Source organism: Nonomuraea muscovyensis (assembly GCF_014207745.1).
In the GTDB taxonomy this organism is placed as follows: domain Bacteria; phylum Actinomycetota; class Actinomycetes; order Streptosporangiales; family Streptosporangiaceae; genus Nonomuraea; species Nonomuraea muscovyensis.
In genome coordinates, this window is record NZ_JACHJB010000002.1 from 908645 (window position 1) to 922343 (window position 13699).

A 13699-nucleotide genomic window follows, 5' to 3' on the forward strand; every position below is an offset into this window, starting at 1 on the left:
CCAGGAAGAGGCCATCGTCTTGACACCGGCAACACCTGCGGGCCCCGAACCTGTGCCGGCATCGCCCGCGCGCCGCCCACCCTTGGCCTGGGCACTGATCGCGCTGTCGCTGTCCATGCTCCTGCCCTCGCTCAGCATCAGCATCGCCAACGTCGGCCTGCCGAGCCTGGCCGAGGCATTCGACGCTCCCTTCGACGAGATCCAGTGGGTGGTGATCGCCTATCTCCTGGCCATCACGACGCTGATCGTCGGCGCCGGTCGGCTCGGCGACATCGTCGGCCGGCGCCGTCTCCTGCTGGGCGGCATCACCGTGTTCACGATCGCGACGCTGCTGTGCGGTCTCGCCCCGAACCTGCCCCTCCTGGTCGCCGCCCGGGCCCTCCAGGGAGCGGGCGCCGCGTGCATGATGGCGCTGACCATGGCCTTCGCGGGCGAGACCGTGCCCGGCGACCGCACCGGCAGCGTCATGGGGCTGCTCGGGACGATGTCGGCCATCGGCACCGCGCTGGGCCCCTCCCTCGGCGGGGTCCTCATCGCGGTCTTCGGCTGGCGGGCGATCTTCCTCGCTGGTGTGCCGCTCGGCCTTCTCACGCTCACGCTCACGACGCGGGTGCTGCCCGGCTCGCCACCGGCCGCGACCTCCGCACGCCGGCGCCTCGACATCGCGGGTACGGTGTTGCTGGCGATCACCCTGGGCGCCTACGCGCTGGCCATGACGACCGCGGCCGGCTCGTTCGGACCGCTCCCCATCGGATTGCTCATCGCGTCGGGCGCGGGTCTCGCCGCGTTCGTCATCACCGAGAAGAGGGTCTCGTCCCCGCTGCTCACCCTCTCGATGCTCCGCGACCCCGTCCTCGCCTCCGGCCTGACGACGAGCGCACTGGTCTCGACCGTCATGATGACCACTCTCGTCGTGGGCCCCTTCCACCTGGCCCGGGGCCTCGGCCTCGACCCGGCCCTCGTCGGCCTGGTGATGTCGGCCGGCCCCGTGGTGTCCGCCCTCACCGGCGTCCCGGCGGGCCGCGCCACCGATCGCTTCGGCACCGGGGCCATGGTGATCGTCGGGCTCAGCGGCATCATCGGCGGCACCGTCGCGCTCTCCCTGGTCCCCGCGTCAGCCGGTGTCCTCGGGTACGTCCTGCCCCTGGTCGCCACCACCGCAAGCTACGCGCTGTTCCAGGCGGCCAACAACACCGCCGTCATGAGGGACGTCGCGCCGTACCAGCGTGGCCTGGTCTCCGGCATGCTGAACCTCTCCCGGAACCTCGGCCTCATCACCGGCGCATCGGTCATGGGGGCGATCTTCGCTCTCGCTGCCGGGACGGGTGACGTCGCCGCGGCGGCGCCGGGGGACGTGGCTCGCGGAGCCAACGGGGCCTTCGCCGTCTCGGCCGCCCTGGTGGCCCTCGGCCTGGCCGTCGTCCTGGGGCTGCGGATGCGTTCCCGGCGCCCGCCCGGCAACCCCGGCGCGGGCGCGGTTCCCGGCCACGCCCCCTCTCGCGCTTCGACGCGGAACGGTCAGGTGCGGCCACCGTGACCCTCGCCCTCGGCTCGCTGGTCTACACGATCAACCGGGCCGGCTCGCACGGCGCCGGCGACGCGCTCACCCTGTACATGCGGGGTACATGCGGGCGACGGCAACGGGGAAGCGTGGCCTGACCTGTGCCACGTGTCAATGGTCTTCGTCGACCCCGATCTTTGGGCCCAAGGGATCGGGCGCCAGCTGCTCGACGCGGTGTCCGGCCTGGCCGCCGACCGTGGCCACCAGCTCCTCCAGCTATGGCCGGGGCAGGGCAACCAGCGTGCCCGCCGCCTTTACGAGGGTGCCGGATTCCGACCGAGTGGCCGGCGGCAGCAGTTGGGCGGCGAGAACGTGATCCATCTGGTCCGCCCCCTGCAGGCCGAGGGCCTGTATGGAGTTCGAATCTTCGGGGGGTCTTCAGCAGCGCGGCCAGTTCATCGCGCGTGATGCGCTCCATCGGCTTCTCCTACTCTTCCGGCGCTTCCGGCTGCCGCGACGGCGGGCTCGTTCACCTCTGTCGCAGATGAGCATGGGCAGTCACCGGCACCGCGGTGGGATCATCCTCCTTGTAGGCCGGTGGTCCGCAATGCAGTCACCGTGGTGCTCGTCGGCTGGTACGTGGAGGGCACCGGCGGATGGCAGACCAGGACGGACCGCAGGAAAGTCCGGCGGCGTCAGCTGCTCAGCACGTCGGCGAGCCAGTCGTAGACCAGTGTGGACGTCAGCGCGATGTTGCTGATCCCGCAGTGACTGTCGGCTCCGAGTTCGGTGGTCAGGCGGTAGAAGGTCTTGTGGGGGACATCGAGCTGCTCGTGGAAATGGCGGGCTTGGCGGTGCGCGACTTCGTTCTCGCCGTCGGAGGACAGGGTGAGGGTGGGGCAGGAGATCTGGGGCAGGAGCCCGTCGAGGGTGAAGGACCGGGACATGTTCTGGAGGTAGTCGGCGAAGGTCTCGGCGCCGGTGGTCCAGAGCATGTAGTTGTCCATGGTGGCCTGGAGGGCCCAGTCGGCGGCGCCGATCTGCTCGTAGAGGCCGTTCCAGAACTCGGCGGGGGCGTCGGCGGGTGGTGGGGTGGGTAGCGCCGAGACGAGCGCGTCGACGATCAGGGCGTGAAAGTCGGTGATCGGGGCGTTGGCGACCAGGGCGGCGACGCGCCGGTCATGGGCGGCGGCGCGCGGCGTGAGGTAGCCGCCGAAGCTCAGCCCGTACAGCGCGACGCGATCGGCCCGGACGTCGGGCCGGGCGGTCACGTAGTCCAGCACGGAGCCGAAAGGGACCTCGGCGTCGGCGCGGAAGACCTGGCCGGGGTGGTGATGCAGCAGGCCGCGCTGGCCTGGCCCGTGAAACAACAGCACGTTGAGTCCGCGGGCCAGCGCATGGGGTACACCGGCCAGGAAGTACAGCTCTTCGCCGTGGCCGTCGCCGCCACCGGAGATGACGACGGTCGGGCGCGGCCTGCCGGAGTCGTCGGCGGCGAAGAAGTAGCCGGGCAGGTCGATGCCGTCCAGGTAGGGGATGGTGACGCGTTCGGCCGCTGTGTTGAGCAAGGGCAACGCGCGGTCGAAGTGGGAGACGCTCTCGTCGTAGAGGGCGGCGAACTCCTCGGCCTGTGTGCGATCGAAGTAGAACTCGGCGGTCCGCAGGTAGTTGTAGGCACGGTGCAGGAACATGCGTGCGGTCAGTTCACGGCCGGCGGTGAGGGCGTCGTCGGCCATCTGGGCCGCGGTGCGGCCCTGCTCGGTCCAGGCTTGGATGAAGGCCTCGCGGTCGCCTCCCTCGCGGGCGATCTTCCGCGCGACGTACACGACCTCGCCTGCCGATGCGGCATCCTGGTCGGCGTAGGCCAGGGTACGCAGGTAGGCGAAATCCTGCATCTCGCTGTCGGCGAATCCGAGCCGGTTGATCGTCATTACGGCGCTGGTGGCCATGAGTTCCCCTTCGTCGATCGGGCGCTTGCGCACCTCAGCTTCGGCTGCTGATCGCGGACCCACCACCGGCAGGAAGGTATGGATGTGGCGGAAGGCAACACGAGGCGGCAAATGTCGCATCGCCCGGGCGGGCTTCAGGCGGCGCGCACCCGAAAGCTCATCCGCCAGGCGCTGATCGAGCTCGTGGAGGAGAAGGGATTCGCCGAGACCACGGTCGGGGACATCGCCGGGAGTGCAATGATCAACCGGGCCACGTTCTACCGCTACTACCAGGACAAGTACGCGCTGGTCGAGGAGATAGTCGAGGAGGTCATCGCCGAGCTGCCGTCCGGACTCGGCCCAGGTGGCCACGTGCCCGTGCCTGAACGGCTCGCCGGCTGGGAGCAGCTGTTCGAGCATGTCGGTCGACATCATCGGCTGTACGCGGCGCTGCTCGGGCGACGCGGGGACCCGTGGTTCATCGCCCGGCTGCGGGAACGCTGCGTGGAATTGGCTCGCGATCGGCTGCGCGCCGTCCGGGACCGCGATACTCCTGGCACGGGACAGGGCGGGACGGCTGAGGACCTTGTGCTCGTGCTCGCGGCCAACTTGATCCTCGGAGCCATCACCTGGTGGCTGGAACACGACCGACCTCTACCCGCACGGCAGATGGCCGAGACGATCGTCCAATTCGCTGCCCAAGGCTACTTCGGCGCCTTGAGCCTCGATGTCCTGCCGCCTGAGCTCTGAGAGCCCGACGAACGGGGGATGCCAGATGCGGAGGGGGCAGACCAAGTAAGCGCCAAAGGCGCAATCGTCAGGTCAGAGGCATCGCAGATGCCTGATATGTGACCTTCCGTGCCACTAGGGCCTGTATGGAGTTGAGATCAGTGGGATCGCCTGCGCTGCGGTTTCCGGTCCTGACAGGCCATCGCTATGGCGCGTGCAGACCTCACCGATGACGAGCGGTCCTTGATCGAGCCTCACTTGCCGCTGGGAGAACGACGCCCGATCCCCGACCTGCGACAGCAGTTCAACGCCGTGATGTGGCGGATTCGGACCGGCAGCCCGTGGCGGAGATGTGCCCGCGGAGTACGGGCCGTGGCCCACGGTCCGGTCGCGGGCGACGACGGGCGTCTTCGAGCAGTCGATGCAGACCGTGATCGCTGACGCCGCGGCTCGTGGTGAGGTCGACCTCGATCTGGTCGACGTGGACTCCACCACGGCCCGCGCGCATCACCATGCCGCGGGAATGGTGATGGACGGTGAGCTGATGACGGCGCTGGAGAAGGCCGCCGACGAGGAAAGGGGGCTGCACCAAAGGGGCGAAGGCCTCCACCTACGCGGAGCCATCTTGTGGATCCGGAGCCTGCGTTCCCGCTGAAGATCCGAACTCCGAACAGGCCCTGGATCCCATCCTTGACCGCCCTTGCGAGGGATGAACCTCAGCGGGAACGTTCAGCTCGTCGGGCGCGAGGAAGGCCCCTAGACGGTGGTACTCATCCTGTCCGTTGCGTCGCCGGGATTCTCGGTGCGAGTTACGGTAGCAAGGGCGAGGAACACGCCCCACGCGGCGACCGATACCGCGACCAATGAGTTCCACCAGTTCGGTGTCAGCCAGGGGAAAGAGCCGACGATGAATGCGGCTGCGGCAAAGATGCCGACAACTCGCCCGATCAGTCCGGCGCGTGTCGACCAGCTGAGCGCGACCGCAGCAACGGCGAAACCTAGGAACGCCAGATGCAGGGCGCCGAACGTCGAGCTGACGACCAGGGCTAGAACCTCGGCTGACAGTTGAATCTCAAACACCGGGTAGACCAGACGCCCCACCTCGAGCAGTAGGACGACGAGGGCGACGAGGGCGGTCGTGAGAGCGGTCACTCCCACGTTGATCCGCACCGACGGTTCGGGCTTGCGCGCGCCGAAGAGGCCGCGGGCACCGGCTCCCCAGCAGATGACCGCGAAGAACAGCAGTTCGTCGCTCCACGACAGTAGCGAGTGACCGCGTTCGACCCACGCCGCCATTGCGACCGCCTCGGAAGGCGCGCTTGGGAGCAGCGACAACAGCAGAAGGGCGACGGCGGTGAGGAGCGCCCCAACGATCATCAGCCAGCGGTGCACCCGTAAGTCAATCGCTTGGCGCGACGTCGTGTCTTGTACCATCGGACCGCCTATCGTACCCGTCATCCGTTTACCGTGCCCCGCGCCCTCTGCCTTCCGCAAACGGGGCGCGTCCTCGGAGCGGTGTAAATGCCTCGACGAGGTAGGTGCCGTGGGTGGATCTTAGGCGGCCTCGGTCACAGTTGCCAAGGCCGGGTCGCCGGTCGGGCGGAGCTGTGTGGGTGGGTGGAGTAGTGCGCGGCGGAGGTCCTGCAGGATGCGCAGGCCCTTGCTGGTCAGGGTGAAGCCGCGCCAACCTCGGGCGGCGCGGTCGAGCACGGCTCAGACCAGGGACACGCACGAGGTTTCGCCGCGGCCGCCCCAGACCTCGGGAAGGCGTCGATACGCCGCACGAGCCGCGGCCTCAGCGATCACGGTCTGCATCGACTGCTCGAAGACGCCCGTCGTCGCCCACGACCGGACCGTGGACCACGGCCCATGCTCCGCGGGAAGAACCCGCCACGGGCTGCCGGTCCGAAACCGCCACATCACCGCGTTGAACTGCTGTCGCAGGTCGGGGATCGGGTCTCGTTCTCCCAGCGGCAAGTGAGGCTCGATCAAGGACCATTCGTCCTCGGTGAGGTCTCCACGCGCCATCGCGATGGCCTGTCAGGACCGGAAACCGCAGCGCAGCCGATCCCACTGATGTCAACTCCATACAGGCCCTGGCCGAGACGCCTGCCTGCGGGCCGCCTCCACTGACCAACGACTACCCCGCTCGGGACTTCCTCCCCTAATCCATGGCTCTCTCGCGAGATGTGATGAAGGCAGCCGAAGCCCACAGAAGCGAGAAATGAGCCGACCATCATGCGCATGACCGTCGCGGACGTGATGACCAGCAAGGTCGTCTCCGTCACCGCCACCACCCCCTTCAAGGACATCGCCCAGGCGCTCATCGCGGGCGGCATCAGCGCCGTCCCGGTCGTCGACGACGACCAGCACGTGATCGGCATGGTGTCCGAGGCCGACCTGCTGCGTAAGGAGGAATTCCGCGAGGAGTTCTACCGCGAGGGCTACCGCCCGCCGCTGCGCGCCCGGCTGCGCCACCCCAAGGGCCGGCAGAAGGCCGACGGCGACACCGCCACCGAGCTGATGACCAGCCCCGCGATCACCATCTCTCCTGAGGCGTCGGCGGTCTCGGCCGCCCGTGTCATGGAAGCCCACGACGTCAAGCGGCTCGCCGTCGTCGACGACGACGGCCGCCTGCAGGGCATCGTCAGCCGCCGCGACCTCGTCAAACTGTTCCTGCGGGGCGACGAGGAGATCGCCGCCGAGATCCGCGACGAAATCCTCGACCGCGCCCTGTGGGTGGACACCGACGGCGTCCAGGTGGAGGTGCACCAGGGCGTTGTGACGCTGTCCGGCTGGATGGACCGCCGCACCGAGACCGGCATCGCCGCCCGTATGAGCGCCCGGGTCAACGGCGTGGTGGACGTCGTCGACAAGCTGACCTGGAAGCAGGACGACAGCACGTGGGATGCCAGGTAGCCATGCTCGTCCGTGAGGTCATGAGCAGCCCGGCCATCACCGTCCGCCGGGCCGACCCGGTGCGGCGGGCGATCCGGGTCCTGTACGCCCACGACATCACCGCCGCCCCCGTCGTCGACGATAGCGACCACTTCGTCGGCGTGGTCAGCGAGTTGGACCTGCTGCGCGGCGAGTTCGGGCCCGACCCCCGCGCCACTGTGAGGCCCGCCAGTCCCCCGGACGAACCGCCGCCGCGCCGCGTCATGGAGGTCATGACAGGCGACGTCGTCACCGTCACCGAGACCACCGACGTCACCACCGCCATCGACCTCATGGTGGACAAGCGGATCAAGAGCCTGCCCGTCGTCAGAGGTGACGCCGTGGTGGGCATGCTCAGCCGCCGCGACCTGATGGCGATGCTGGCCCGCCCCGACGAAGACCTGCGCCAGGCGGTCATCGCCGCGCTGCGCGAACAGTATCCCTCCGGCCCGAGCTGGGACGTCGCCGTGCACGACGGGGTGGCGGAGCTGACCGGGCCACCCCACGAGAACGCCGACCACATCGCCGACCACATCGCCGATCTGCTCGCCCGCACCGTGCCCGGTATCGTCCGGGTCAGGAATCTCAGGAGATCGCCATGAGAGCAACTGTCCAGGACGTGATGACCACCGACGTGGCCGCCGTCAACCAGAACGACTCCTTCCACACCGTAGCGGACCTGCTCATCAGCCGTGGCGTCAGCGGCGTGCCCGTACTGGACGACGACAACCGGGTCAAGGGCGTCGTGTCCGAGGCGGACCTGCTGGCGAAGGAGGAGTTCAAGGAGCGCTACTACGGCGACGGATACATGCCGCCCCTGCGCGCCCGCATCCGCCGCACCGTCGGCAGCGAGGGCAGCGGCTTCCACAAGGCGCTCGGCGAGTCCGCCGGCGCGCTGATGACCTCACCCGCTCACACCACCACCGCGGACGCCTCCGTCGTGCTGGCCGCACGGCTGATGGACAAGTACGGCGTCAAGCGCCTGCCCGTGGTGGACGACAGCGGCCGCCTGGTCGGCATAGTCAGCCGCCGCGACCTGATCAAGGTCTTCCTGCGCCGGGACTCCGACATCGAACGCCAGATCCACGAGGTCATCCCCGGTGAGCTGGGGGTCTCGGTGTCCGAGGGCGTGGTCACCCTGTCGGGGACGGTCGACGAGCACAGCCACGCGATCAAGGCCGTCCGCCTGGCCGAGAACATCGACGGCGTCGTCGCCGTGCACGACGACCTCAGCTGGAAGAACGACGACATCGTCCAACTGCCCGTCTGGGGCGGCGCCTGACCTCGAACCGGCCGTCCCGGACTCGCTGGGCCCGCGATCAGGGCACTGTGGTAGCGCGGGTACGCCGTCGTGGGCCCCATCGTCCCGCGACGGCGTGATCCGCTTCGCCGGACTGGACTCGGCCCGCGGTCGTGACCACCCACCACACGTGCCGGCGCGACACACCCGCCAGCCCGATGCCGGCATCCCCACTCGGTCCGGCTACCAGGACCCCGCAGCCGCGACGGCCCGCTGATCACCCTGACCTGATCGACGCGTGGCAGCGCTGGGCACCCGAGGCGCCGGACCAGGTCAACCCGGAGATCGTCGTCATCTCCGGCGACGAGCCCGGAGAACCGCCCCACGCCGGCCGGTGATGATCCGCTTCGTACGGCAGACCGATAGGGGCAAACGGCGTAAAACAATCAGAGAGCCTCAGGCGGAAACGTGCTCCGTGCTCTGACCGGCCGGCTCGCACGACAGGAGAGGCGACGGCATATCCCCCGCCTGGCTCCGAGCCGGGGTTCCATCTCCCGCGGCCCTCCAGGCATCCCCACCCGTCCGCGCCCGGTCATCCGGTTCACGCCGTACCTCTCGGCCGCCTCGCCCTGGGTGGCATGGCCGGTGAGCACCTCGACGAACACCTGGTACTTCACCGACGGCCCCAGTTGCTTACGTCTATCTGCCTGACTCGCCTGCGACGGGGACTGCTTGGGTCCTGCCACCTGCGCCAACCTCTTCCACGGGAGTGATCAACCACTCGCGGCCGATAGGTGTTTCGGACCGGATCTGGTTCATTGACTCTGACGCGGAAGGCATTCGGGGGGTGACGAGAACCTGCCGCATGGATTCCTGCCGTCGCGCCGATCTGGCGGAAATTTCCTTGATGAAACAAGAGAGAGATCTAGATCTTGATTCTGATATCTCGTATTGTCACCGCATGACGACCGTACTCTGCGTACCACAATGGCAAGGATCGGCGTCGAGCAGGGCACCGCGGCTGATGGCCGGCGCTCGCCGTGCCTCCGAGCTCGTTCCGGCAGACACGGTGGTGACCGTGCCGGTGCTTGAAACGAGCGGGGACAAGGCCGCCGGGATCCGCGCGTACGACGTGCTCGTGGAGAACCAGCGGCTGACGCAGAAGACACTGGACGGCATCGACGACCGTGTGATCACTGTCGGCGGCGATTGCGCGGTCGACATCCCGCCGATCGCCACTGCCCACGCTCGCTATGGGGATGCCTTGACGGTGTTGTGGATCGATGCCCACCCGGACGTCTACAGCCCTCACACGCTGCCATCGGGCGCCTTCCACGGGATGGTGGTGCGTGCTCTGCTAGTGCTGTGACCGGAAACGATCACCGGGTTGGGTAACAGGCTTCAGGCTGCGGAAGCCAGAGGCCGACCTCCCCAGCGGATGCCCTTCTCGCTTCGGATGCGGGCGCGTTCGCGGCGTTGAGCGGCCAGCACGTCGGGGTGACGGGCGTGGGCGTTGCGCCAGCGCAGGTAGGCGTGTAGGGCCCGGGTCTGGACGGTGTGATTCGGGTGGTTGGAGTTGGCCAAGGTGAACTGGCGCAGCGGTCCAAAATGAGCCTCGATCGGGTTGGCCCAGGACGCATACGTCGGGGTGAACAGCAGCCTGACCTTGTGCTTGTCCGCCCAGGCGCGGATGCGCCGGTTCTTGTGCGCCGACAGGTTGTCCATGATCACGTAGATCGGGGCGCCGTCCGGGCGGGCGGCGCGGATGGACTTCAAGGCTGACCAGGTGGGTTCGCTGCCCTTGCGCCGGTGGTTGATGCCCCACAGCAGGTCATCGCCGACGGAGTAGCAGCCGTGGAAGTACCTCACGCCGTGAGTGCGGTGATAGGTGGCCGGCAATCGGTCCGGCGCGCCGGCAGGTGCCCAGCCCGTCCCGGCGGTGGGGCGGATGCCGAGCGGGCCGAACTCGTCGAAGGCGAAGGTCCGTTCGGGCCGGCGGGTGAGGGCGTACTCGATCTGGTCGAGTTTGGTCTCGAAGTCCGGGTCGGGTGAGTCTTTCCAGGTCTTGGTGCGCTGGAAGGTGATGCCGTGGCGAATCAGCAGGGTGCGTAAGGTTTCGCGGCCGATGGTGATGGCGCGGCCGGGCAGGCGGCGCAGGTAGTCGTGGAGTTTGCGGATGGACCAGCGGGTGAAGGGCTGGCCGAGTTTGGCAGGTCGGGTGGTGGCCGTCGCCGTGACGAAGTCTTCGTCGTCAGGACTCAGTAGGCGGGGACGGCCTCCCGCCCACTGAGGGTCCAGGCAGGCCAGGCCGATCTCGTTGAAGCGGTGGATCACATCGCGCACGGTGTCCTCATCGGCCTGTACCAGCCGAGCGATGACCGGGACGGTGTTGCCGCCGGCCGAGGCCAGCAGGATCATCGCCCGCCGATAGCGCACCGTGCTCATCGTGCCGCGCCGTACGATGCGCTGCAGCTTCTGCCCTTCCGGGTCCGTGAGTCTGCGGACCTTGACCGGTTGCGTCACCTGGCCTCCCGAGCGCCGATTGAACGTGATCAGCACCCATCCAACCCGCAGGGACGCTCTACACGCCAACCCGGTGATCGTTTCCGGTCACAGCACTAGGAGACGGGCCGACCGGCCTCACGCCGGAGCAACCGCTGGCACCCCATCAGGTGATCATCGCCGGAGAGCGAGCGGGTGACGCGTCCGAGCACGAGTACCTCGCAAAGACCGGCCTGCGCAGATATGGCGTCGACGACCTGGAGCGCGCACTCGACGGTCTGCGCGGCCCCGTGTACGTCCACATCGACCTCGACGTCCTGGAGCCCACCGCTTTCGGCGCAACCTGCTACCCGGAGCCGAACGGCGTGCAGCCGCAGCGACTGATCGACCTCATCTCCCAGGTGGACGAGGTCATCGGGGCAGCCATCACCGAACACGCGCCATCCAGCGACGACGTCAACCCCGGCGAGGCCGATGTGATCCGCCTGCTGGGCGCCGTGCTGACGCGCTGACGGTCGACTTATCCTCGGTCCTCCATCGGCCCTTATCGCGATGGAGGTGGCCCCTGGGCATGACACCGTTCCCGTTACGTGCCGGCGCGGGCCGGCCGCACCGTTCTTCACATGTGCAAGGACACGGTCGACGCTACCCTTACACCCGTAAGACTGCGAGGGCGCTGCTGGAGGAGGCCCAGGTGAAGCGGCGTCAACCTTCTGCGGTAGTCGATGTCAGTCGAAGGTTGAACGTACGCATGCGGGGCGCGGGTTGGCACCCTCTGGTGATCGGTGGCGCCGTCCCTGTTCCGGCGGTTTCCCGCCGTGGTCAACCTGCCGCTGGCGGCCCCGTTCGCGGTGCTGGTGGTGTCTTCACTGGCCGCGCTCGCCTACCACCAGCTCGGATACCACTACGGGCAGAACAGCATGGGGCCGCTGTCGGCGCTCTACACGGTGGCCGTGCACCGTTCGGCCGCCGTCAGCATCGGAACGAAGATCCGCGCTAGTGGGCCGTGGCGGCTGACGTTGGCGTGACCTTTCGTTCCGATGCGTCTGGGGCGTTGCTGGAGCAGGGCAGGTGTCGGTTCTGGGCGAGGTCAACGCCAGTCACGGCGTCGTCGTGCCGCCCGGATCTCGGTGTCGGCGACCTTGTCGTCCAAGAGCGTGTAGAGCTGGGTGGTCTCGGCGTTGGCGTGGCCGAGGCGTCGGCGGACGGCTTCGAGGGAGACGCCGGCGTTGATGAGTTCGGTGGCGTGGGCGTGGCGGAGCTGGTGGATGTCGATCTCGACGTCGGCCTGCTGGCAGTAGCTGTTCCAGCGGTGGTGGGCGGCGTCGTAGGACAGCGGACCGCCGGTGCCGTTGATGGAGGCGCGGAACATCGGCCCCGACGTGTATCCGGCACGGGCCAGGTACAGCTTGACCAGAGCGACGTAGCCGCGATCGTCCAGCAGTACGGTGCGTACGGTGCCGCCTCTGCCGTGGATGCGGGCGTGTTCGTCGTCTTGGCGCAGGTCGAAGTCCTCCACATACAGCCCGCACGATTCGGAGGCGCGGGCGCCGCAGGTGTAGGCAGTCTCGAACAGCAGCCGGTCGAGGGGGACGTCTTTTCGGGGGCGTCGCGAGCGGATGGTGCCCAGCACCTTGGCCACGTCGGTGGCGGCGGCCGGGCGGGGCAGGGTCTTGGGGACCTTGATGGCGTCGATCTTGTCCATCGGGTTGGCGGCCAGCAGGTCGTGGCGCACCGCCCACGTGCAGAAGGAGGCGACCGCGGCGCGTTTGCGTTTGCGGCTGGCGGCCGCCAGGTCGGCGACGTCGGTCAGGTAGGCGCGGACCGTCGCGGCGGTGAGTTCGCCGATCGGTTCGCCGGCATGGGCGGCGAAATGGAGCAGGTTTCCACGGTAGGCGCGGACGGTGTACGGGGCGGCTGCGGCGTTGCGGTGGTCGGTGAGGAAGTCGTCCAGGTGCGCCGCGAGCGGGTGGTGGTGTCCGAGCCGTTCGGCGATGACTGGATCCATGTGTGCACCCGCCTCGTTCCCTTAGTTGCCAGATAACCGGGAGACGAGCCGCCCGCGCTCGGTTGCTGCCGCCCAGGTCGCGTCCCGCTCTCGGGACCTGCCTTGCCGGATGAACAGTTGTCACGCGACCTGTCGGGGAGCCGGTCTACTTTTCGGAGCTCCCGCTCACGTGCGGATCGTGGTGGTGATCAGGGTTTCGAGCTGGGCTGCGACGGCGTCGAGGGGGGCGATGTCGCGTTTGGCGCGGCACATCGCGACGGTTCCCTCCACGGCGGCGACGATCAGGGTCGCGAGCTGGGCGGCCTGCCCAGTTGGTACGCCGTGGTCGTGGAGGGAGCCAGCGAGCAGGTTCTCCCAGGCGGTGAAGACGTCAGCGCCGGCGTTGATCGCTTCGGGGTCGGTGTCGGCGGGAGGTTCCTCGACGGCGACGGCCAGGACGGGGCAGCCGGCAGTGAAGTCGCTGTCGAACACGATCTGGCGCCATAGCGCGAGGAAGGCACGCAGCCCGGCGATCGGCCCGGCCTGCAGTTCGCGGCTCAGCGAGCGTGAGACGAGGTCGCCGGCGTAGCGGACGGCTTCGGCGGCGAGTTGCTGCTTGCCGCGCGGGAAGTAGTGGTAGGTCGAGCCGAGCGGGGCGCCGGAGTGGGTGGCCAGGTCGCGGACGGTGCTTCCGGCCAGTCCGCGGCGGCGGATCAGGTCGGCGGCGCCCATGATGATCCGCTCTCGTGTCTGCGGCTCGTGCCGTGGCATCTGACGTCCCCCTTTGTTTATGACGCTCGTTATAGAGTACCGTGAACTGTGGTTATAACGATCGTTATAACCGCGGGAGGGGCATGTCTCCCGAAGATGACCGG

Annotated in this window: 18 protein-coding genes and 2 pseudogenes; 13 read left to right on the plus strand and 7 right to left on the minus strand. The window is 68.4% G+C overall.

Going from position 1 to position 13699, the window contains the following annotated elements:
• Positions 1-82: 82 nt before the first annotated feature.
• The 3 genes from FHU36_RS20780 to FHU36_RS46870 are packed head-to-tail and all read left to right on the plus strand — an operon-like array spanning position 83 to position 1969.
• Complete coding sequence (locus FHU36_RS20780; protein ID WP_221496480.1) at positions 83-1537, plus strand: MFS transporter; 1455 nt, start codon at positions 83-85, stop codon at positions 1535-1537.
• Positions 1534-1659, plus strand: a complete 126-nt coding sequence (locus FHU36_RS45765; RefSeq protein WP_281394317.1) for a hypothetical protein — start codon at positions 1534-1536, stop codon at positions 1657-1659. Before FHU36_RS20780 ends, FHU36_RS45765 begins: the two co-directional genes overlap by 4 nt.
• Positions 1660-1669: 10 nt before the next feature.
• Positions 1670-1969 (plus strand): GNAT family N-acetyltransferase, encoded by a 300-nt coding sequence (locus FHU36_RS46870; protein WP_185085603.1) that lies wholly within the window; start codon positions 1670-1672, stop codon positions 1967-1969.
• A gap of 227 nt (positions 1970-2196) precedes the next feature.
• Here the strand turns inward: FHU36_RS46870 and FHU36_RS20790 are convergent, their stop codons facing one another.
• Entirely contained in the window at positions 2197-3483 is a 1287-nt protein-coding gene (locus FHU36_RS20790; RefSeq protein WP_221496481.1) for an alpha/beta hydrolase, read from the minus strand.
• A 51-nt stretch (positions 3484-3534) separates the two neighbouring features.
• Here FHU36_RS20790 and FHU36_RS20795 point away from each other — a divergent pair, with 51 nt between their 5' ends.
• The 3 genes from FHU36_RS20795 (at position 3535) to FHU36_RS20805 (ending at position 4813) form a co-directional block, all read left to right on the plus strand.
• Positions 3535-4179, plus strand: a complete 645-nt coding sequence (locus tag FHU36_RS20795) for a TetR/AcrR family transcriptional regulator (RefSeq protein WP_221496482.1) — start codon at positions 3535-3537, stop codon at positions 4177-4179.
• A 186-nt stretch (positions 4180-4365) separates the two neighbouring features.
• Positions 4366-4599, plus strand: coding sequence for a transposase (locus FHU36_RS46875; RefSeq protein ID WP_185085606.1), 234 nt, complete (start codon positions 4366-4368; stop codon positions 4597-4599).
• Entirely contained in the window at positions 4580-4813 is a 234-nt protein-coding gene (locus tag FHU36_RS20805; protein ID WP_185085607.1) for a hypothetical protein, read from the plus strand. Before FHU36_RS46875 ends, FHU36_RS20805 begins: the two co-directional genes overlap by 20 nt.
• Before the next feature lie 101 nt (positions 4814-4914).
• Here the strand turns inward: FHU36_RS20805 and FHU36_RS20810 are convergent, their stop codons facing one another.
• From FHU36_RS20810 to FHU36_RS47050, 3 genes and pseudogenes are all read right to left on the minus strand, one after another.
• Complete coding sequence (locus FHU36_RS20810) at positions 4915-5550, minus strand: hypothetical protein (protein ID WP_185085608.1); 636 nt, start codon at positions 5548-5550, stop codon at positions 4915-4917.
• Between the two features lie 162 nt (positions 5551-5712).
• Positions 5713-5904: pseudogene (locus FHU36_RS47045) on the minus strand (IS256 family transposase); the annotation flags it as partial.
• Between the two features lie 84 nt (positions 5905-5988).
• A pseudogene (locus tag FHU36_RS47050) lies at positions 5989-6186 on the minus strand (transposase); the annotation flags it as partial.
• A gap of 216 nt (positions 6187-6402) precedes the next feature.
• Between FHU36_RS47050 and FHU36_RS20820 the strand changes: the two are divergent.
• The 5 genes from FHU36_RS20820 to FHU36_RS20840 all read left to right on the plus strand — a co-directional run bounded on the left by FHU36_RS20820 (position 6403) and on the right by FHU36_RS20840 (position 9704).
• Positions 6403-7077 (plus strand): CBS domain-containing protein, encoded by a 675-nt coding sequence (locus FHU36_RS20820; protein WP_185085610.1) that lies wholly within the window; start codon positions 6403-6405, stop codon positions 7075-7077.
• A gap of 2 nt (positions 7078-7079) precedes the next feature.
• Positions 7080-7697: a CBS domain-containing protein gene (locus FHU36_RS20825; protein ID WP_185085611.1), complete on the plus strand. Its 618-nt coding sequence runs from the start codon at positions 7080-7082 to the stop codon at positions 7695-7697.
• Positions 7694-8377 (plus strand): CBS domain-containing protein, encoded by a 684-nt coding sequence (locus FHU36_RS20830; RefSeq protein WP_185085612.1) that lies wholly within the window; start codon positions 7694-7696, stop codon positions 8375-8377. The genes FHU36_RS20825 and FHU36_RS20830 overlap by 4 nt, the downstream gene beginning before the upstream one ends.
• 176 nt (positions 8378-8553) lie before the next feature.
• Positions 8554-8733, plus strand: a complete 180-nt coding sequence (locus FHU36_RS20835; RefSeq protein WP_185085613.1) for a hypothetical protein — start codon at positions 8554-8556, stop codon at positions 8731-8733.
• Between the two features lie 563 nt (positions 8734-9296).
• Entirely contained in the window at positions 9297-9704 is a 408-nt protein-coding gene (locus FHU36_RS20840; RefSeq protein WP_221496483.1) for an arginase family protein, read from the plus strand.
• Between the two features lie 32 nt (positions 9705-9736).
• Here FHU36_RS20840 and FHU36_RS20845 read toward each other — a convergent pair whose 3' ends face one another.
• Entirely contained in the window at positions 9737-10858 is a 1122-nt protein-coding gene (locus FHU36_RS20845; RefSeq protein ID WP_312891493.1) for an IS630 family transposase, read from the minus strand.
• A gap of 134 nt (positions 10859-10992) precedes the next feature.
• Between FHU36_RS20845 and FHU36_RS20850 the strand changes: the two genes are divergently transcribed.
• Positions 10993-11349, plus strand: a complete 357-nt coding sequence (locus FHU36_RS20850; RefSeq protein ID WP_185087490.1) for an arginase family protein — start codon at positions 10993-10995, stop codon at positions 11347-11349.
• A 273-nt stretch (positions 11350-11622) separates the two neighbouring features.
• Positions 11623-11865: a hypothetical protein gene (locus FHU36_RS20855; protein WP_185085614.1), complete on the plus strand. Its 243-nt coding sequence runs from the start codon at positions 11623-11625 to the stop codon at positions 11863-11865.
• A gap of 62 nt (positions 11866-11927) precedes the next feature.
• Here FHU36_RS20855 and FHU36_RS20860 read toward each other — a convergent pair whose 3' ends face one another.
• Together FHU36_RS20860 and FHU36_RS20865 are read right to left on the minus strand one after the other, a co-directional pair.
• Entirely contained in the window at positions 11928-12845 is a 918-nt protein-coding gene (locus FHU36_RS20860) for a tyrosine-type recombinase/integrase (RefSeq protein WP_185085615.1), read from the minus strand.
• Between the two features lie 165 nt (positions 12846-13010).
• Positions 13011-13595, minus strand: coding sequence for a TetR/AcrR family transcriptional regulator (locus tag FHU36_RS20865; RefSeq protein ID WP_185085616.1), 585 nt, complete (start codon positions 13593-13595; stop codon positions 13011-13013).
• Positions 13596-13699: the final 104 nt, after the last annotated feature.

Coding starts and splice junctions, on each gene's coding strand:
- FHU36_RS46875 (WP_185085606.1), top strand. CDS start 4,366: ATGGCGCGTGCAGACCTCACCGATGACGAGCGGTCCTTGATCGAGCCT.
- FHU36_RS20805 (WP_185085607.1), top strand. CDS start 4,580: ATGCAGACCGTGATCGCTGACGCCGCGGCTCGTGGTGAGGTCGACCTC.
- FHU36_RS20820 (WP_185085610.1), top strand. CDS start 6,403: ATGACCGTCGCGGACGTGATGACCAGCAAGGTCGTCTCCGTCACCGCC.
- FHU36_RS20825 (WP_185085611.1), top strand. CDS start 7,080: ATGCTCGTCCGTGAGGTCATGAGCAGCCCGGCCATCACCGTCCGCCGG.
- FHU36_RS20830 (WP_185085612.1), top strand. CDS start 7,694: ATGAGAGCAACTGTCCAGGACGTGATGACCACCGACGTGGCCGCCGTC.
- FHU36_RS20835 (WP_185085613.1), top strand. CDS start 8,554: ATGCCGGCATCCCCACTCGGTCCGGCTACCAGGACCCCGCAGCCGCGA.
- FHU36_RS20840 (WP_221496483.1), top strand. CDS start 9,297: ATGACGACCGTACTCTGCGTACCACAATGGCAAGGATCGGCGTCGAGC.
- FHU36_RS20860 (WP_185085615.1), bottom strand. CDS start 12,845: ATGGATCCAGTCATCGCCGAACGGCTCGGACACCACCACCCGCTCGCG.
- FHU36_RS20865 (WP_185085616.1), bottom strand. CDS start 13,595: ATGCCACGGCACGAGCCGCAGACACGAGAGCGGATCATCATGGGCGCC.